This window comes from Hephaestia caeni (genome assembly GCF_003550065.1).
Taxonomy (GTDB): domain Bacteria; phylum Pseudomonadota; class Alphaproteobacteria; order Sphingomonadales; family Sphingomonadaceae; genus Sphingomonas; species Sphingomonas caeni_A.
The window spans coordinates 1,076,755-1,095,825 of record NZ_QXDC01000002.1 but is presented as its reverse complement, the minus strand read 5'-3'; the positions used below and the strand labels follow the sequence as shown (position 1 = coordinate 1,095,825).

The following is a 19,071-nucleotide window of genomic DNA, read 5'->3' as shown; positions in this document are numbered from 1 at the left end:
GAGCGACCGATGAGCACCATTGAAGAACTTAAGGCTGATCTTGCCAAGCTCCGGGACGAAGCCAAGGTCCAGGTGCATCTGGGCGCGATGGAAGCTCGCGAGGAGTGGGACGAGCTCGAAACCAAATGGCACCATTTCGTTGCAGAAGCTCGCCTTCAGGAGAGCGGCGGTAACATCAAGGCCGCGCTCCAGGTGCTCGCTGATGAACTTCGTTCGGCTTACCTGCGTCTGAAGAAGGCGCTATAAATCTGCACCGAACCCCAAGCCGATTTCGGTACCTACTGTTCTGAAGGAATCTCCGTGACTGACACAGCCGCCATAGAAGAGCGCCTGACAGAGCGACTGTCGGAACTTCGCGCTCGGCTGACGCGAGTGAATGCGGATCTGGCTGAGCCCCTTAATGCGGACTCATCGGAACAGGCCGTCGAAGTCGAAGATGATGCGGGTCTGGAAGCCGAGGCAAGCTTGATCGTGCGGGAGGCCGCTTCGATCGATCGTGCCCTGGAGCGAATTGCGAAGGGCACCTATGGCGAATGCGTTCGTTGTGGGTCGCAGATTGCACCGGCTCGGCTGGATGCACGGCCGGAGGCAGCATTGTGCATCGATTGCGCGCGCGCCGAACAATGATCGGCATCGCGACCTCACCGGATGGAGAATCCCTTCGGCTGGGGCGACATGCGCGGCCTGCATCATTCCCCGTCACAAATGGCGAACATCCAGGACGTCCATGACTTGCGTTGCGACCGTCTTGCGGTCATCCGCCGCGTTGACGCGGTGCCAGTCGATCTCACCCAGATCATAGCGAGTCTGCAATTCGACAACGGCGCCGTTGGCGTCGGAAGCGTCATGTGTCCGGGCGGATACCCTCGCCGTCAGCATATCGGGTGATGCGTCGAGCCATATCCCATCGAACCGCACATCTCGTCGCAGTGCGACCTGATGGATCTCCGTGCGCTCTTCAGGCTTCGCATGGACAGCGTCGGCCACCACCGAATGCCCGGCGTAAAGCATGTGTCCCGCCAGCCGTCTCAGCTCTGTGTAAATCGCTGCGTTCGCGGACAGGGTATATGCGTCTTTGGGAAGCGGCGATTCTGGCGGCACGCCGGCAAGTCGCTTCCGCAGCACATCGGATCTCAGAATACGCGCGCCTGGAACCTCGCCGAGGGAATGGCCGATCAGTTTCGCTATTGTGGACTTGCCGGATCCGGAAAGCCCGCCAATGGCGACGAGCCGCGCGGGCACCGGTTCGAGCACTGCGCGCGCCAGCGTCAGATAGGCGCTGGCCTTTTGGGTCAGAGCTTCGTCTGAACCATCGCTCGCCTGTGCGGCCGATGTATGGGCGCGAATCCCGGCTCGGATCGAAAGAAACAACGGCACAAGGGCCACGCCGGCATCGTCCTGAGGGGAAATGTCCAGATAGCGATTGAACAGGGCATTCGCTTCGCAATGAAGGCCGCGGCCCCATAAATCCATGAGTAGGAACGCAAGGTCGTAAAGGACATCGCCGGTCGCAAGTTCGGGACTGAATTCCAGGCAGTCGAACAGGACGGGGCTCCCGTCGATCACGGCAATGTTACCCAGATGCAGATCGCCATGGCCATGTCTCACGCGCCCGCTTCGCGCACGTGAATCGAGCAGATCGGAGTGCTGGGCCAGCAGGGCGACTTGCCTGTCGATCAGGTCTCTCACGAGCCGAGCGGGAAGAATGTCGGGGAATCGAGCCATGCTTCGATCATTCCCGGCAATGACGGCTTCCAAACGGCTGCGCCCCGATCCGGACAGGCACGTCTCGGCGCCATCATGAAATGCCTTGATCCGGTCTGCGAGCTGCGTGATCAGCACATCGGTCAGGCCACCTTGGGTTGCCACATGATCGAGCAAGGCGTCATCGGGAAAGCGGCGCATCTCCAGAAGCCAATCGACAGGTTCTCCGTCGCCATCGAGGTTCAGGCAGCCCGCCGAATTCTTGGATACCGGGCGAACCGCCAGGTAGAGTTCCGGCGCGGTCCTGCGATTAAGCCGTAGCTCCGCTTCCAGGGCGGCGCGGCGTCTATCGGCGGTTGAAAAATCCAGATAGTCGAACTGGACGGCACGCTTGAGCTTCCATGCGCGATCGCCGACGAGGAATAGACGCGCCGCATGCGTGTCGATCCGACGCATGGGCTCTCCAGAGCCGAAGGCTCGTCCCTCGAGAAGGGTTATGACGTCGGCTTGCGGGTCTGCGTGGTGCCGAGGTCCCGTCGAAGCCTCCGGCAAACTGCTATGCCTGCCCGATTTCGATCTTCCGACTCCGCGCTGGCGCATTTTCATCCTTGGTCAGTGTGACGGTGAGGACACCATCCTTGAATGCAGCGGTGATCGCGTTCGGGTCAACGTCGCTGGGCAAGGATACCTGGCGCCGGAAGGAGCCATATCGCCGTTCGCTGAATACATAGCCCTTGTCCTTGCGTTCGGTCTCCTCCTTCTTTTCGCCGGCTATCGTCAGGAGACCGTCAGCGACGCTGATATCGATATCATCATCGGACAGGCCAGGGAGCTCGGCGGTGAGGCGATAGGCCTTGTCCTCATCGACAAGTTCAACAGCCGGAACTGGCGCGATTGAAGATCGATTGCCGACACCGAACAGACTGGCGGCGGGGCGGCCAAAATCTTCGAAGAGGCGGTCAATCTCCGTGCGAAGCCAATCAACCGGATGATCGAGAATTGGGCTGATCGGATTGGCCTTGGACGTGGTCGCTGGAACCTGATCATTCATGGCGGACCTCCTGCGAAATGAATGCTCGAGGTCCGGATTGGGCGGGGGGGGATGGCCGATGAATCAGGCCAACAGCGATCCGGCCCTCGAGCGAGGAGGAGGCTATGCGGTTGCCTGGGTGGGCTCTATCCGGAAAGTTACTGAGGGGCGTTTGGGGCGCTCACCATCTCACAATGGACCCGCGGGTCCATTGGTTCAGGTAGCAGCGCGCAAGTCGCACGGATGATGACAATCCGAAGAGCCCGGCCTAAAGAACGCCGACGGTTTGAAGCTCGTGGATGCGACGGTCTGGACATGTTTCCAGCGCTGAACTCCAAAGCAAGTAACATCATCGTTGAGATGGTTGCCAATTTTAATGGATCGCACGAGGCGCTGTTGATAGGCTTGAGACAGAAAGGGGTATCAGCGCTTGCTGCTTCCTTCTGACGACGAAGAGGCAGAGTCATCATTAAAACCGCTCCGCGATCCGGGAAATTCCTCCATTCATGGCAAGCGGGTGCCATTGCGCCACTGGTTGACCGTTCGATCCATGCCCGGCTTTTGACCGCGTCCCTTGCGGGACTGGCTATCGCCGTCATCGCGGTGGTCACACGATGGCAGCTTGGCCGGCAGATCGACGAGAGCGTTCATTATTTCGTCTCTCTCGGCGTGGCCGGTATGGTGCTCGTGGCGCTCAGGCCGGATATCGTGGTGTTGGCGGGCGTCACGCTCGTTACCCTTACGACGCTCGCAATCGTTGACGGTTGGCCGACCGTGGCAGAACAGTGGGTTGCCCTGTTCCTGTTTCTCGCCGCCATGGCTCTGCTTTGGCGGAATCACCATCGTACTCTCTCACGCGCTCGCGATCTCGCGGACGGGACGAGGATGCTGGCCGCAGAACTGAACCTGCTCATCGATGGGGCGGAAGATTATGCGATCTATATGCTCGATGCTGAAGGACGGGTCACGATCTGGAACGGGGGCGCCGAGCGTCTGAAAGGCTGGACAGAGGCCGAGATGGCCGGCCAGCTTACAGATCGGTTTTATCCGGCCGATGTCGTCGCCAGCGGCAAGCCGACGTCCTTGCTTGCCGAAGCACAACACCGTGGCAAGATCGAGATCGACGAGTGGCAGATTCGTAAGGATGGCAGTGAGTTTCTGGCTCACATTTCCATCACCGCGTTGAAAAAACCCGACGGATCGTTGGGCGGTTTCGCGACAATTGTCCACGACATCACCGACCAGCGAGCAACGCTGAGCTCTCTTCGCAACAGTGAAGCGCATCTTCGTTCGATTTTGTCGACGGTCCCCGATGCAATGATCGTCATCGATGAAGGCGGCACGATGGTGTCGTTCAGCACGGCGGCCGAGCGTTTGTTCGGTTACACTCAGGAGGAAGTCCTGGGTTCCAATGTCAGCATGTTGATGCCCTCGCCTTATCGCGAACGCCATGACGGTTTTCTCGAGCGCTATCTGCGTACAGGAGAGAGGCGCATCATCGGGATCGGACGCGTGGTTTTTGCACTGCGAAAGGATGGGACGACCTTCCCGATGGAGTTGTCGGTTGGAGAAGCGGCCGGCGAGAGCCAGCGGCTGTTCACCGGCTTCATTCGCGATCTGACGGATCGCCAAAGGACACAGGAGCGGCTAGAGCAGCTTCAATCCGAACTGATCCACGTCGCGCGCGTCAGCGCGATGGGGACGATGGCGTCGACGCTCGCCCATGAGCTGAATCAGCCGATCACCGCCGTAGCCAACTATCTCGAAGCGGTCCGGGACCTGCTCGACCAGCCAGATCCCGATGATCTGCCCGACATCCGGGAGGCGCTGACAGACGCCGCGGGGGAAGCGATGCGCGCGGGTCATATCGTGCGCCGTTTGCGTGATTTCGTTGCCAGGGGGGAGGTCGAGAAGACTGTCGAGAACTTGCCCAACCTCATTAACGAAGCGGCTGCCTTCGGCCTGATGGGCGCGGGCGAGAAATCGATCGAAACCCGCATGGACATCGATCACGAAGCTGCGACGGTCCTCGTCGATAAGGTCCAGATCCAGCAGGTCCTCGTGAACTTGATCCGCAATGCGGTCGAGGCCATGAATGCGCGCGCCAGGCCTGTGCTCACCATCCGCACCGGTCCCGACCAGGCGGGTTTTGTGCGTGTCACGGTGTCCGATACCGGCACGGGAATGGCCCCCGAGGTCGCTGCCCAGCTCTTCAAGGCCTTTGTCAGCACCAAGTCGGACGGCATGGGGTTGGGTCTCTCGATTTGTCGAACGATTGTCGAAGCCAATGGCGGGCGCATCTGGATGGAGCCTGCGGAAGGGGGCGGCACGCAATTCCATTTCACACTGGTCAGGGCAGATAGGGAGCAATCTTATGGAGGATAAGCGGATCGTCCACATCGTCGACGATGAAGATGCAATCCGTCGATCTGCCGGTTTCATGCTCAAGAAATCAGGTTTCTCGGTCGAAACCTGGTCCTCCGGTGTTGAATTTCTGAAAGACGTGAGGAACGCGGCCGAGGGCTGCATTCTCCTCGATGTGCGTATGCCTCAGATGGATGGGCTCGAAGTCCAAAAGGAATTGAACGAACGCGGTATCGCGATGCCCGTCATCATCCTGACCGGGCATGGCGATGTGTCGATCGCTGTAAGCGCGATGAAGGCCGGCGCAGTCGACTTCATCGAGAAACCGTTCGAGAAGGCGGTGTTGCTCGCGGCTATTGAAAGTGCCTTCGAACGGCTTGCCGACGTTGAAGGCAGGGCAACCCGCGCCGCCGACGCAACGATCCGCATCGCCGCTCTGTCCGGGCGCGAACAGGATGTGCTCAAGGGGCTTGCGCGAGGACTGCCAAACAAGACGATCGCTTATGATCTTGGGATTTCGCCGCGCACCGTAGAGGTGCATCGCGCCAACCTCATGACCAAGCTGGGCGTTCGCAGCCTGTCGGAGGCGCTCCGTATCGCGTTTTCCGCGGGGATCACGGGCTGAGGATCGGGACACTTACGTAGCGACCCGGGGATCGTTTCCTGACATCGTCCGAGGGACCAGCAATGCCGCTGGGCCGATGGTGTGAGATGTCAGGCGAGAATATTGCGGCCCCGTTGCGGGAACGCCCGCGTCTTCTTCTGGTCGAGGATGACGCCGGTGTTCGCCGTTCACTGCAGCTTCTCTTTCGTGCGCAGGGTTTTGACGTCCGGGCCTATGCGGCTGGTGCGGCGCTTCTGGACGATCCGTTATCGGGGGATGCCTGCTGCTTCGTTGCTGATTTTCGATTGGAGCAGAGCGATGGCATCGAGGTGCTTTGCCGCCTGCGCGAACGTGGCTGGCCGGGTCCAGCCATACTCATCACCGCGTTCCCATCGGCCGAACTGACCGAGCGTGCCTTGGCGCAGGGGTTCGCCCAGGTTCTGGAAAAGCCCCTGCGGGAACATGCGCTGACTGGCGCGCTTGCCAGGCTGACGGGCGTGGGAAAGCGCATTTGAAACGACGCTCGACCAAAAGGGAGTGCGCAGCATAACAGGAGAAACGTGTGACAGCAGCGGAACAGAAACAGCAGGCGCCCTATGATCTGGTTGGAGGGGCCGTCGTCGTCCGGAATATCGTAGACCGCTTCTATGATCTGATGGATCAGGAGGACGCCTATCGGGAGTTGCGTGCGCTACACGCCCCGGAGTTGGGGCCGATGCGCGTTTCGCTTGCCGGTTTTCTCAACGCATGGCTGGGCGGACCGCGAGATTGGTTTGATGATCACCCTGGCGTTTGCATGATGTCGGCCCATGCGCGCCTGCCGATCACTGGTGAGACAGCGGATCAGTGGTGTGACGCGATGCGCCGCGCCATCGCTGATTCGACGGTAGATCCTGCCCTGGGCGTCAAGATGGCCGAAGCCTTGTCGAACATGGCGCAGGGCATGGCGGCGCGTGCCGCGTCGGCAGCGTGACCCCGCGGCGCGAACAGGCGAAGAAATCACTATGACCGAGATGTTCGCGATGCAGCTCGAAGCGGTCGGCACGCCGCTGCGGCTCGTTGCGCGACAGGTTCCAACGCCTGGTCGAGGCGAGCTTCTCATCGAGGTCGCTGCTTGCGGCGTCTGCCGAACCGATCTGCATATCGTCGATGGGGAGATCGAATCCCGCCTCCCCATCGTTCCCGGGCACGAAATTGTCGGCATCGTTGTTGCGGCGGGGGAAGGGGTCGCCGATGTCGCGATCGGTGATCGCGTCGGCGTTCCCTGGCTCGGACATAGCTGCGGCCATTGCGACTATTGCCGAACAGGTCATGAAAATCTGTGCGATAGTCCCGCATTCACGGGATGCACCCGGGATGGCGGTTATGCGACCCATACGGTTGCGGACGCTCGCTTCTGCTTCAGGATACCCGACGCCTTTTCCAATGAAGAAGCCGCGCCCTTGCTGTGCGCCGGGCTGATCGGCTGGCGGTCCCTGCGCGCTGCGGGGGAGGGAACGCGGATCGGTCTCTACGGATTTGGCGCCGCCGCGCATATCATCGCCCAGATTGCGCTGTGGCAGGGCCGGGCGGTTTATGCCTTTACCAGGGCGGGAGACGACGAGGGACAGGCTTTTGCGCGATCACTCGGCTGCGCCTGGGCCGGATCATCGGAGGATGACCCGCCCGTGGAACTCGATGCGGCGATCCTCTTTGCCCCCGTCGGTGATCTTGTTCCGCGCGCGCTGCGTGCAGTCCACAAGGGAGGCAGGGTGATCTGCGCAGGGATCCACATGAGCGACATTCCGTCGTTCCCCTATGCTGACCTCTGGGGTGAGCGAACCATTGCATCGGTGGCTAATCTGACCCGCGAAGACGGCACAAGCTTTTTCGAGATCGCGCAGAAAGCCAACGTCAAATCCGTGACGACGGTCTTTCCGCTGGCTCAAGCCAATGTCGCGCTTGAGCGGTTGCGCAGTGGCGCCGTTGTTGGAGCGGCCGTCCTGGTGCCATCGAACTACGCGAAGGCTTGAGTATGCACTCGCCGCGAAGCGCCCTCTTCACGGCCCCAGGGGCGAGTGCGCGTCACGCGGTGCCTCTGTAAAGTTACGGAGTGCGGTCATCAATGGCCGGGGCCATGATGCGATCATGAGCAGCATTTCACAGATCAAACATGTGCTCGTCGTCGTGGACGGTGCAGAGCATTCCCTGACCGCCGTTGATCAGGCGCTTGCCTATGCCGGTATGCATGAAGCGGCGCTTACGATCGTCGTCGTGACCGAAAATCTCGCATTCGCCGCGGCGGCTGATGCGATGGCTTTCGCGCAGGCCATCACGGTATCCGAGGACCAGCGCGACGAACATCTGGCGGCCGTTCGCGAACGAACCAGGAATACCGCGATCGAAGTAGAGGTTCACTCGGTGTTCGAGGCCAGCGGGCTGATACCCGGTCTCGTGAAGGCTGAAGGCCAGTACGCGGATATCGCGCTGATTCCGGGTGTCGGGCGCTGGCAAAGGGATGGCTTGAGGCGCCGTATCTCCGAGGCGCTTCTGTTTACGGGCGTGCCGACGGTCATTTTGCCGGCCTCCTGGAATCCTGGTCCCATCGATCACGCCGTATTGGGCTGGAACGCATCACTTGAATCGTTCCGCGCCGCGAGGGCGCTTCTCAATCTGGCCGAACCCGATGCCCGTATCGACGTTGCGATTGTCGATGATCCGGGTGTCGAATCCGGGGAGCACCGGGGCGGTGTCCAGATCGCCCGCCTTTTCGCGCGACATGGCCATAGCGGCGGCGTTTGTCCGATCAGCTCATCCGGTAAGGATACGTCGGCTGTCCTTCAGAATTACGCAGTGGAGCAGAAAGCCGATGTGCTCGTGATCGGTGGCTATGGGCGTTCGCGCGCACTCGAGTTCGTGCTTGGCGGCGTGACGCGGGAACTGATCGATCATCAGCGCCTGCCGATCGTTTTCGTACACTGACTGGCGAACCCGTCTAACGGTTGAACGGAGGAGATCATGAAAGCTCTCGTTTATCATGGCCCCGGCGAGAAGAGTCTCGAGGATCGCCCGAGGCCGGCCTTGCAGGCACCCGGCGATGCGATCGTGCGGATCACGAAGACCACCATTTGCGGCACCGACCTGCACATCCTGAAGGGGGATGTGCCGACGTGCGAGCCGGGCAGGATCCTCGGACATGAGGGTGTCGGGATCGTGGAGGAGGTCGGAACCGCGGTTGGAGCCTTCAAGCCCGGAGATCATGTCCTGATCTCCTGCATCACCTCTTGTGCCCGGTGTGAATATTGCCGGCGCGGCATGTATTCGCATTGCGTCGAGGGCGGCTGGATATTGGGCAACAGGATCGATGGCACGCAAGCCGAATTCGTGCGCATCCCCCATGCCGACAACAGCCTTCACGCGATCCCGCCGGGGGCCGATGAGGATGCCCTCGTCATGCTGAGCGACATTCTTCCGACGGGCTATGAGTGCGGCGTCCTGAACGGGAAGGTTGCACCGGGCAGCAGCGTCGCGATCGTCGGCGCTGGACCGATCGGCCTGGCGACCCTGCTGACTGCGCAATTTTATGCACCGGCCCGGATCATCATGATCGATCTCGACGACAATCGCCTCGCCGTCGCGCGCAAGTTCGGCGCGACGGACACGTTCAACAGCGGACGTGATCCGGTCGTGAGCCTGGTTCGAGAGCTCACCGACGGCAAGGGGGTCGATACGGCTATCGAAGCAGTCGGGATCCCTGCGACATTCGCGTTATGCGAAGAACTGGTCGCGCCCGGCGGGGTAATTGCCAATGTCGGTGTCCACGGCGCCAAGGTCGACCTCCATCTGGAGGAACTCTGGTCGCGCAACATCACCATCACCACCCGGCTCGTCGACACCGTCAGCACGCCGATGCTCCTGAAGACGGTCGAGGCCAAGCGCCTGCGGCCCGAACAGCTCGTCACCCATCGTTTCGTGTTGTCGGACATATTGGAGGCGTATGAGACGTTCGCGCGCGCAGCCGATACTCATGCCTTGAAGGTGGTGATCGACACGTGATCGGGGTTTCCAGCGATATTCCGGGCGATGCGCAGCAATTCCATCCGAATATAGGGAGTTCCGAACCGGCGGAACCATCGTTCGCGCGCGCGCGCCGGCTGCGCCTTCACACGCATCATGAGCTGGTCGCGATCATGCGGACCGACAGCCCGGTGTGCCATGCCGAGGGCCTTGCCGCGCACACCCAGGTCTATATCCGCAACGGCAGCCAGCCGATCGCGGCCACGCTCTATCAGGTGGAGGGCGACTTCCTGGCCGGCGACGAGATCGGTCTGTCCGAAGCGGCCTGGGTCGCGCTTGGCGTGGAGGAGGGAACCGTTGTCCAGGTCGGTCATGCGCCGCCCCTCGAATCGATCGCCTGCGTCCGCCAGCGCATCTACGGACACAGGCTGAACGGGGCCGCGCTGACCAGCATCGTCGGTGACGTGGTGGCGGGCCGCTATGCCGATGTGCACCTCGCCGCCTTCCTCACGGCTACCGCCACGCTTCCCTTCGACGAGGACGAGACCTACCATCTCACCAGGGCGATGGTCGAGGCCGGCGACCGTTTGCGCTGGCCGAGCGAGATCGTCGTCGACAAGCATTGCGTTGGCGGTCTGCCGGGCAACCGCACGAGCCCGATCGTCGTCGCCATCGCTGCCGCCTGCGGTCTGACCATGCCCAAGACGTCGTCGCGGGCGATCACGTCCCCGGCGGGAACGGCCGATACCATGGAGACGCTCACCCGGGTCGATCTCGACCTTGGCGCCATGCAGCGCGTGGTGGCGGTCGAGGGCGGCTGCCTCGCCTGGGGCGGCGCGGTCTGCCTCAGTCCCGCCGATGACATCTTCATCGGCGTGGAACGCGCGCTCGACATCGATACGGAGGGGCAGCTCATCGCCTCCGTTCTGTCGAAGAAGATAGCGGCGGGCGCGACCCATGTGGTGCTCGACATTCCGATCGGGCCGACCGCCAAGGTGCGCAGCGTCGCGGCGGCCGAACGGCTGGAAGCCACGCTTGGCGCCGTCGCCGCCCGTTTTGGCCTTGTTATCCGCTGTGTCCAGACCGATGGCACCCAGCCCGTCGGCCGGGCGATCGGGCCCGCCCTGGAGGCGCGCGACGTGCTGGCGGTGCTGACAGGCGATGCCGATGCTCCGCCGGGCCTTCGGGACCGCGCCTGCACGCTCGCCGGCGTGGTGCTCGAACTCGGGAAGGTCGCGGAAGAAGGCCAGGGACGCGCGCGCGCCGAACGCACATTGGCCGACGGCAGCGCCTGGGACAGGTTCCAAAGGATATGCCAGGCCCAGGGCGGCATGCGCACCCCGCCCACGGCCAGGCTCACCCATCCGATCCTGGCGGCGCATAGCGGCCGCGTCACCCATATCGACAATCGCCGGATAGCGCGCCTTGCGAAGCTGGCGGGCGCGCCCGACTCGCCGGCCGCGGGCATGCTTCTTCATGTTCGCCTGGGCGACGACGTTATCGCTGGCCAGCCTTTGCTGACCCTCCACGCCCAGTCGCAGGGTGAAATGGCTTATGCGCTGACCTACGCCGCCGCCAATGCCGACATGCTTGCGATCGTGCCATGACGGCGATGCTGTTTTCCATGCCCGGGAACGAACGGCTGGCCGCATCCATCGCGGAACATACCGGGTGGGCGACAGGCACGCTCGAGGTTCGCCGGTTTCCCGATCAGGAGAGCTATGTCCGGCTCCGCTCCGGGGTGTCGGGATCAGCCGTGGCCGTCATATGCACGCTCGCGCGGCCCGACGACCAGATCATGCGGCTGCTCTTTGCTGCAAGGCTGCTGCGCGAGAGCGGGGCGCGGTCGGTCCATCTCGTGGCGCCTTATCTTGCCTATATGCGACAGGATCGGCGGTTCAAGGATGGCGAAGCGCTGACGTCCCGCCAGTTCGCCCAGCTCCTTTCATCCGAGTTCGATGGGCTCGTGACCGTCGATCCGCATCTCCACCGCTACGCGGATCTGGGGGAGATCTATTCGATGGAGACGGCTTCGCTCGCGGCATCTCCGCTTCTGGCGGACTGGGTCCGGGCCAATGTCGATGCACCGCTCATCATAGGACCCGACAGCGAGAGCGAGCAGTGGGCGGGCGCAATCGCCAGGCTTATCGGAGCGCCCCATGCGGTCTTCGCGAAATCGCGGCGCGGTGATCGGGACGTCCTTATCGCGGCCTCGGACCTGGGGGCATGGAAAGGCCGCACGCCGATCCTCGTCGATGACGTGATTTCGTCGGGACACACCCTTGCCAACGCCGCGCGCGAGATCATCGACCAGGGCTTCCCTCCGCCGATCTGCCTGGCTGTTCACGGCCTCTTCGCGGCTGGTGCCGAGGCTTTGCTCAGGGAAGTCGGCTGCCGCATGGTTACGACCGAAAGTATCTCGCATGCCAGTAACGCGATCACTCTTGGCGCACTGCTTGGCGATGCGCTGGCCCGGCAGATGGAAGGGGGCGCCGGTCGGCTACGTATAACACCCGAATGAATCCCATCACGGCGCTGGGTAGCAGGAATAGCTCAAAGCTGGAGGGACATATGGCTATCAAGGACATTCTCGCCGTCGTCGATACCGGAGACAAGGACGAGCGGTTTTTGCGCGATGCGCTTGCCTTTGCCGAGTTCCACGACGCCAGCCTTGCCATCGTCGTGCTGTCGGCTCTCCCCGCGAGCGACTATGCCCTGACGGTTGCACTGCCTTATGTACTTCTTCCCGATTATACTGAAGCGGTGGAGGCGAAGCAGCAGCGGATCGCGATGCTCGCCCGCTCCACGAACGTAGAGGTGAGGACGATTTCGGACCAGCCGGCGGTGATCTTCGCCAAGACCGCGGTCTATGCCCGTTATGCCGACCTCGTCCTGTTCGGTCCTTCGGACAATTACGACCATCCGCCAATTCGACGTGATACGCTTGAGCGTTGCCTGTTCGCATCTGGGCGTCCCGTTCTGATCCTGCCCACCGGCTATAAACCGGCCGCCATCGATCACTTGGCGATCGGCTGGAATGCGACCCGCGAGGCGACGCACGCGCTGCGCGACGCGACCATGTTCGCGGCGCCTGGGGCAAGGATCGATATACTCATCCTCGATGCGAAGCCGACGGCCCAGGGCCACGGTTCCGAACCGGGAGCCGATGTCGCCCACCATCTCGCCCGGCATGGCTTTACGTCGACCGTAGTTCCCATCCAGGGCGGTGACGTGTCGGATGCGGAGGCGCTGGTCGAAGCGGCTCACCGGCGTGGCGCCGGGATGCTCGCGCTTGGCGCTTATGGCCACTCTCGCCTGCGCGAGATGATCCTGGGCGGCGTCACGCGCGACCTGCTCACTGGCGCGCCGCTGCCGCTGCTGTTTGCGCATTGAAGCCCATTCAATCGGCGGCACGCAAGCGCGGAACCGCGGGCCGGGAATGAAACCGGTCCGCACGGTCTTCGCTCCGCATGCTCAACACGAGATGGTTTGATGTAATACGAAAGAGATTTGATGTCAGGACCCATGGAAACTTCCGAAGTGCGCTGGCATATGCTGTCAACCAGCGAAGTTGCCACGGCACTCGACGTCGGTTGTGCGGGTCTCTCTTCTCCGGAGGTGGATCGGCAATCGGCCCGCTTTGGGCCGAACGCGCTACCCCGGTCGGCGCGTCGCAATGTGTTCCTTAGGTTCCTCGCGCAATTCCATAACACGTTGATCTATGTGCTTCTTGCCGGGGCATTGGCCGCAGCGCTGCTCGATCACATGATCGACGCGGTGGTCATCGTCGCCGTCGTGATCGTGAATGCGGTGATCGGGCATATCCAGGAAGGAAAGGCTGAACAGGCGCTTGAGGCCATCCAGCAGATGATCGCGCCCAAGGCCAGCGTGGTGCGTGACGGCGTGAGGCAAACGATTCCCGTCCGCGAGATCGTGCCCGGCGATCTCGTGATGATCGAGGCCGGTGATCGCGTTCCCGCCGATCTCAGGCTTCTCCATGCGCGGCGAATGCTTATCGACGAGGCGCTGCTGACGGGCGAATCGGTGGCTGCCGAAAAGCAGGAAGCGGTGCTGCCCGAGCAGACCGATTTGGCGGATCGGCGTAATATGGCCTTTTCGGGCACGATGGTTGCGGCTGGGCACGCAAGCGGGCTCGCTGTTGCCACCGGATCTCGCACGCAGATCGGACGGATCAGTTCGCTTATCCAGTCGGTCGAACAACTGGCAACCCCGCTGCTGAAGCAGATCGACGGTTTTGCCCGGCGCTTCACCTGGTTCGTACTCGCGGGGGGGCTTGCGCTGTTCGCCTTTGCCGTTCTGGCGCGGAATTACGATTGGATCGACGCGCTGATCGCCGTGGTCGCGCTCGCCGTGGGGATCGTGCCGGAAGGGCTGCCGGCGGTCATCACGATTACTCTCGCGATCGGCGTGCGGCGGATGGCGGGGCGCAACGCCGTCATCCGAAAGCTCCCGGCCGTCGAAACGCTCGGCGCGACCTCGGTGATATGCACCGACAAGACCGGCACGCTCACACGCAACGAAATGACGGCCCGCCGCGTCATCACCGAGCGGCATACGATGATCGCGAGCGGATCCGGCTATGTTCCCGATGGTCAAATCCGGATCGTCGGGTCCGGGGACCAGGCAGAGGCTATGGCCGATGCGATGCCACTGATCCGCTGCGGGCTGCTGTGCAACGATGCCGCGCTGCGCAAGGTCGGTGCGGAATGGCGTGTCGAGGGCGATCCGATGGAGGGGGCCCTCTTCGCCCTGGCAATGAAGGCGGCCATCGATCCGGAGCAGGAGCGGGCGGAATGGGAGCGGCTCGACGAGATTCCCTTCGACGCCGCGCATCGGTTCATGGCGACGCTCTGCCGGGGTTCCAACGGCACGCGCTTGCTGTTCGTGAAGGGCGCGCCCGAAGCGCTCTTGGCGATGACCGCGCCCGACAATTGTTCCTATTGGGAGAGTTCCATCGCTACCGCCGGAAGCGATGGCGAGCGCGTTCTCGCCTTCGGCGCGAAGGAAATGCCTGCCGGCAGCGAACGGATCTCGTTCGAAGATCTCTCGACTGGCGTGTGCCTCCTGGGCCTTGTCGGCTTCATCGATCCGCCTCGTGCGGAGGTCAAGGACGCCATCGCCGAATGCCGGTCCGCCGGAATCGGCGTCAAGATGATCACTGGCGATCATGCGGCGACGGCGCTGGCGATCGCCCGGCAACTCGACCTTGCCGACGACCCGCGCGTGCTGACCGGGCTGGAACTGGAAAAGCTTCCGGACACCGAACTGGAGCAAGCGGTCGCGGATGTCTCGGTCTTTGCCCGGACCAGCCCGGAACATAAATTGCGGATCGTCCGTGCGCTGCAGGCTCAGGGAAAGATCGTCGCGATGACGGGGGACGGCGTGAACGACGCGCCGTCCCTCAAGCAGGCCGACGTCGGGGTCGCCATGGGCATCAAGGGCACCGAAGCGTCGAAAGAAGCGGCTTCCATGGTGCTGCTCGACGATAATTTTGCCTCGATCGTCAGCGCCGTTCGCGAAGGCCGAACGGTCTACGACAACATTCGCAAGGTCATTTCCTGGGAAATCCCTACGAACGGCGGTGAAACACTGGCGGTCGTATTGGCGATCCTGCTGGGCTTCGCGCTGCCGATGACGGCGACGCAGATCCTCTGGGTGAACCTCGTCCTCGCCGCCACGCTCGGCCTCGTGCTGGCGTTCGAGCCCACGGAACCCGGTGCGATGTTGCGCCGGCCACGGGAGCGCGGCGCGCCGTTGCTTTCGCCGTTCCTGCTTTGGCGTGTCCTTCTCGTCTCTGTGCTGTTCGCGGCCGTCACTCTCGGAATCTTTTTCCATGTTCTGGCGCAAGGCCGGAGCCTGGAGATGGCGCGCACCATGGTCGTCAACATGTTCATCATCGCGGAGATCTTCTACCTCTTCAACGTCCGCTATCTCCACATGACGTCCCTGACATGGCGCGGCGCGATCGGTACTCCCGCCGTGTTGATCGCGATCGGCGTTCTCGTCATCGGCCAGGCGCTCTTCACCTATGCGCCGTTCATGAACGCGATTTTCCACTCGCAGCCGCTGGGCTTCGCGGACTGGGTGTTGCTGGTGGCGTGCGGCATGCTTCTCATGCTGTCGCTGGAGGTGGAGAAGCATGTGATGCGGCGACTGGGCTGGTTTAGCGAACTTAATAATCAGGAGGACATGCCATGACGCGTGACGGTTTCCCTAAATGCATCGCGCTCGCGACCGACCTCAGCCATCGTTGCGACCGCGCCTTCGATCGCGCCCTGCTGGTAGCCCAGGCATGGCGGGCGGAGCTTATGGTCATCCACGCGCTGAACCCGCCGGAAGACGGGATGCTGTCCGTCCGACTCGGCGATCTGCCGTCCTGGCGTCGGCCTCTCGAAGACCCGGTGCGGGCGGCGCGCCATCGCATCTACCACGACCTTGTTCGCGAGGCGCCGCCAATCGACATTTCGGTCCACGTCGAAACCGGCTCGCCGGCACCGGTCGTCCTCGATATCGCCGGAAAGGGCGAGGCGGGCCTGATCGTCACCGGCGTGGCTCGCGATGGGCCGCTGGCCCGGATGCTGCTCGGCGATACCGTGGACCGGCTGATCCGCAAGGCGCCCGTTCCGATCCTGATCGTACGCGACCGCGCTTTCGAGCCTTACCGCGCCATGGTGGTCGCGACAGATTTCTCCGCGCCCGCCCGGATCGCTCTGGAGACCGCCGTCCGCTTTTTTCCCGATGCGGCTATCTCCCTTTTCCACGCCTACGATGTGCCCTTCGCGGGCTATCTCGGCCGATCGGAAATCGAACGGCAATTCGAGGGTTATGGCGAGGCTGCGGCCGACAAGTTCCTTGCCGAAGCGGGACTGTCTGATGTGGCGGCCCGGAACGTCACGCGCATGATCGAGCACGGGGTTCCCGAAGCGCTGCTTCGCGACCGTGCGGAAAATGCCGCACGTCACCTGACGGTCGTTGGAACCCATGGCGGTGGCCTCGTCTATGAGGCTATGATCGGCAGTACGGCGCGCAAGATCCTTGATGCGGTCCCGGGCGATGTCCTCCTCGTACCCGATCCCGCCAGGCGCAAGGTGAACCCGGCCGGATGACGCTGGCGATCGTTTCCAGCCTCATGGGGCTCGCCGCCCTGATCGCTGGTGCGGAGTGGCTGGTGAGGGGAGGCTCGGCGCTGGCCGCGCGGCTGGGCGTTTCGCCGCTGCTCATCGGCCTCACGATCGTGGCGCTGGGAACGAGCACGCCCGAACTCGCCGTCGGGATCGAGGCGGCGCTCCAGGGAAACGGCTCGCTCGCGGTTGGCAACATCGCCGGCACCAACACCGTCAACATCCTCCTTATCCTCGGCCTCAGCGCGATGCTGCAACCACTTGCCATTCGGATGCAGACGCTGCGTCTGGAACTGCCTGTCATCGTCATCGCGTCGGCCGCGCTACTCGTCTTTGCCTGGGACGGTGTGCTCTCGCGCCTTGAGGGGCTGTTTTTGATCACGATGGGAATGGCCTTCACGCTGACCGTCATTCGCGTCGCCCGGCGGGAAAGCATCACGGTGAAGCTGGAGTTCGCGCGGGAATTCGCGGCGCCGCGCTTTTCCCGCCGCCACGGTTTCTCCGCAATGGCGATGCTGGCCATCGGCCTCGTCGTGATCGTCGTGGGCGCCAACTGGCTGGTGGATGGTGCGGTCGCGCTTGCCCGGTTGTGGAACGTATCGGACGCCTTTATCGGACTGACGATCGTTGCGATCGGTACTTCCGCTCCTGAACTCGTTACGACGATCATTTCGACGATTCGTGGCGAGCGCGACATCGCGATCGGCAATCTGATCGGCAGCAGCGTTTACAATATTCTGGTGATTCTCGGCGCGGCCTGCCTGTTTCCGTCGAACGGGATCGAGGTCAGCGCGCAACTGATCCGGGTCGACATCCCGGTCATGTTGGGGGTCGCGCTGGCCTGCATTCCCGTATTCATCAGCGGACGCCAAATTTCGCGGTTCGAGGGTGGAATGTTTGTGAGTGCCTACTTGCTATATCTTGCCTATTTGATCAATGATCGGATTTAACCGATAAGGAAAGCGCGAGGGCATCTTTTGACAACGCCGCGATTTTCCCGCCTTTCGTCTATTATCCAGTGATTTTGGGTCGCAGGCGGTGGCTGCTGCTGTCAGGTTGCTAACGCGGGTCTTTCGATCCCGGTAGAACTTCGCACCCTTTCGATCGGAGCCTTCGCATTCGTGGACCCGCGATAGCGTAACGATTAGGGAAATCCCGGATAGACCCGAGCCCATCCGGGTCCCTCAATGGCGGCCATGATGAACATCGCGACCCTCACCCTGAACCCGACGATCGACGTCGCCTATGAAGTCGATCATGTCTACCACACCCGTAAAATGCGGACGAAGACAGAATTCTATTCGCCGGGTGGCGGGGGAATCAACGTGGCCCGTGTCTATGTCCGGCTCGGCGGGAACGCGCGGAGCTACTATCTTTCGGGCGGTGCAACCGGCCACGCGCTCGATGGTCTGCTCGACCTGCACCAGCTGGTGCGCAACCGTATCCCGATCAAGGGGCATACCAGGGTGGCCACCGCAGTGCTCGAGCGCGAAAGCGGGAAGGAATATCGCCTCGTTCCGTCCGGACCGATGGTCGAACCTGCAGAATGGCGGCAGTGCCTCAATCAGCTCCAGACGGCACAATGTGACTATCTGGTCGCGAGCGGTTCGCTCTCACCCGGCATTCCGGATGATTTCTATGGCCAGGTCGTCGCGATGATGACGGAACGCAATATACCGGTCGTGCTCGACAGTTCAGGCGCTGGCCTGCGCGGAGGCCTTGAGCAAGGCGGCGTCTTCCTCGTCAAGCCCAGCATTGGCGAGTTGCGCCAGTTCACCGGTCGGGATCTTCCCGACACGGAGTCGGTGGGACGGGCGGCCATGCAGATCGTCGGGGGCGGTCATGCGCAATATGTGGCGGTGACGATGGGGCACGAGGGCGCTCTCCTTGCCTCGGCCGAGCGCCAACTCCTGCTTCCCGCAGTGGACATCGAGGTCAGAAGCGCGGTCGGCGCGGGCGACAGTTTCCTTTCGGCGATGGTCTTTGCTATCTCCTCAGGCTGGGAGATCGAAGAAGCGTTCCGCTTCGGCATCGCGGCAGGCGCGGCGGCCGTGATGAATCCGGGGCACGATCTTGCGCGACCCGAAGACATCCGGCGGCTCTATTCGCAGGTCCGTGCAGCCTCCTGAACCTTGCGTTGAACTTGAGCGTACTCCACCGACCAGTTCATGATCGTGGTTCCCGGTCGCGAAATTCGCGACCGGTTCGGCGCACTGCCGGTCAAGTGTTCG

Annotated in this window: 18 protein-coding genes; 16 read left to right on the top strand and 2 right to left on the bottom strand. The window is 62.5% G+C overall.

Annotated features, from left to right (window positions below; all coding sequences use genetic code 11):
• The first annotated feature begins 9 nt into the window (after positions 1 to 9).
• A complete protein-coding gene (locus tag DFR49_RS05085; protein ID WP_013846854.1) occupies positions 10 to 246 on the top strand; it encodes a hypothetical protein in 237 nt (78 codons plus the stop codon).
• Positions 247 to 300: 54 nt separating this feature from the next.
• A complete protein-coding gene (locus DFR49_RS05080) occupies positions 301 to 627 on the top strand; it encodes a TraR/DksA family transcriptional regulator (protein WP_013846853.1) in 327 nt (108 codons plus the stop codon).
• 72 nt (positions 628 to 699) lie between these two features.
• Here DFR49_RS05080 and DFR49_RS05075 read toward each other — a convergent pair whose 3' ends face one another.
• Both DFR49_RS05075 and DFR49_RS05070 read right to left on the bottom strand, forming a co-directional pair.
• Complete coding sequence (locus tag DFR49_RS05075; RefSeq protein WP_119034650.1) at positions 700 to 2,160, bottom strand: bifunctional aminoglycoside phosphotransferase/ATP-binding protein; 1,461 nt, start codon at positions 2,158 to 2,160, stop codon at positions 700 to 702.
• Between the two features lie 100 nt (positions 2,161 to 2,260).
• On the bottom strand, positions 2,261 to 2,755 hold the full coding sequence (locus DFR49_RS05070; RefSeq protein WP_013846851.1) for an Hsp20/alpha crystallin family protein: 495 nt from the start codon (positions 2,753 to 2,755) through the stop codon (positions 2,261 to 2,263).
• Positions 2,756 to 3,295: 540 nt separating this feature from the next.
• On the opposite strand from DFR49_RS05070, the gene DFR49_RS05065 reads away from it, so the two are divergent.
• The 14 genes from DFR49_RS05065 (at position 3,296) to DFR49_RS05000 (ending at position 18,969) form a co-directional block, all read left to right on the top strand.
• Positions 3,296 to 5,119, top strand: coding sequence for a PAS domain-containing sensor histidine kinase (locus DFR49_RS05065; protein ID WP_013846850.1), 1,824 nt, complete (start codon positions 3,296 to 3,298; stop codon positions 5,117 to 5,119).
• Entirely contained in the window at positions 5,109 to 5,723 is a 615-nt protein-coding gene (locus DFR49_RS05060) for a response regulator transcription factor (protein ID WP_013846849.1), read from the top strand. The genes DFR49_RS05065 and DFR49_RS05060 overlap by 11 nt, the downstream gene beginning before the upstream one ends.
• Before the next feature lie 62 nt (positions 5,724 to 5,785).
• Positions 5,786 to 6,217: a response regulator transcription factor gene (locus DFR49_RS05055; protein WP_013846848.1), complete on the top strand. Its 432-nt coding sequence runs from the start codon at positions 5,786 to 5,788 to the stop codon at positions 6,215 to 6,217.
• A gap of 47 nt (positions 6,218 to 6,264) precedes the next feature.
• Positions 6,265 to 6,675, top strand: a complete 411-nt coding sequence (locus DFR49_RS05050) for a group II truncated hemoglobin (protein WP_013846847.1) — start codon at positions 6,265 to 6,267, stop codon at positions 6,673 to 6,675.
• Between the two features lie 31 nt (positions 6,676 to 6,706).
• Positions 6,707 to 7,714, top strand: coding sequence for a zinc-dependent alcohol dehydrogenase family protein (locus DFR49_RS05045; RefSeq protein ID WP_013846846.1), 1,008 nt, complete (start codon positions 6,707 to 6,709; stop codon positions 7,712 to 7,714).
• A 115-nt stretch (positions 7,715 to 7,829) separates the two neighbouring features.
• On the top strand, positions 7,830 to 8,663 hold the full coding sequence (locus DFR49_RS05040) for a universal stress protein (RefSeq protein ID WP_013846845.1): 834 nt from the start codon (positions 7,830 to 7,832) through the stop codon (positions 8,661 to 8,663).
• Between the two features lie 36 nt (positions 8,664 to 8,699).
• Positions 8,700 to 9,737, top strand: coding sequence for a zinc-dependent alcohol dehydrogenase family protein (locus tag DFR49_RS05035; RefSeq protein ID WP_013846844.1), 1,038 nt, complete (start codon positions 8,700 to 8,702; stop codon positions 9,735 to 9,737).
• Entirely contained in the window at positions 9,734 to 11,305 is a 1,572-nt protein-coding gene (locus tag DFR49_RS05030; protein ID WP_425454911.1) for a thymidine phosphorylase family protein, read from the top strand. Before DFR49_RS05035 ends, DFR49_RS05030 begins: the two co-directional genes overlap by 4 nt.
• On the top strand, positions 11,302 to 12,219 hold the full coding sequence (locus DFR49_RS05025) for a ribose-phosphate diphosphokinase (RefSeq protein ID WP_030090325.1): 918 nt from the start codon (positions 11,302 to 11,304) through the stop codon (positions 12,217 to 12,219). The genes DFR49_RS05030 and DFR49_RS05025 overlap by 4 nt, the downstream gene beginning before the upstream one ends.
• Before the next feature lie 557 nt (positions 12,220 to 12,776).
• Complete coding sequence (locus DFR49_RS22520; protein WP_374411714.1) at positions 12,777 to 13,091, top strand: universal stress protein; 315 nt, start codon at positions 12,777 to 12,779, stop codon at positions 13,089 to 13,091.
• Positions 13,092 to 13,223: 132 nt separating this feature from the next.
• Positions 13,224 to 15,917 (top strand): HAD-IC family P-type ATPase, encoded by a 2,694-nt coding sequence (locus DFR49_RS05015; protein WP_162849038.1) that lies wholly within the window; start codon positions 13,224 to 13,226, stop codon positions 15,915 to 15,917.
• Positions 15,914 to 16,825 carry a universal stress protein gene (locus DFR49_RS05010; RefSeq protein WP_021246219.1) on the top strand — a complete coding sequence of 304 codons (912 nt, stop codon included), beginning with the start codon at positions 15,914 to 15,916 and terminating at the stop codon, positions 16,823 to 16,825. The genes DFR49_RS05015 and DFR49_RS05010 overlap by 4 nt, the downstream gene beginning before the upstream one ends.
• Positions 16,822 to 17,790 carry a calcium/sodium antiporter gene (locus tag DFR49_RS05005; protein ID WP_030090329.1) on the top strand — a complete coding sequence of 323 codons (969 nt, stop codon included), beginning with the start codon at positions 16,822 to 16,824 and terminating at the stop codon, positions 17,788 to 17,790. Before DFR49_RS05010 ends, DFR49_RS05005 begins: the two co-directional genes overlap by 4 nt.
• 246 nt (positions 17,791 to 18,036) lie before the next feature.
• Complete coding sequence (locus DFR49_RS05000; protein ID WP_030090330.1) at positions 18,037 to 18,969, top strand: 1-phosphofructokinase family hexose kinase; 933 nt, start codon at positions 18,037 to 18,039, stop codon at positions 18,967 to 18,969.
• Positions 18,970 to 19,071: the final 102 nt, after the last annotated feature.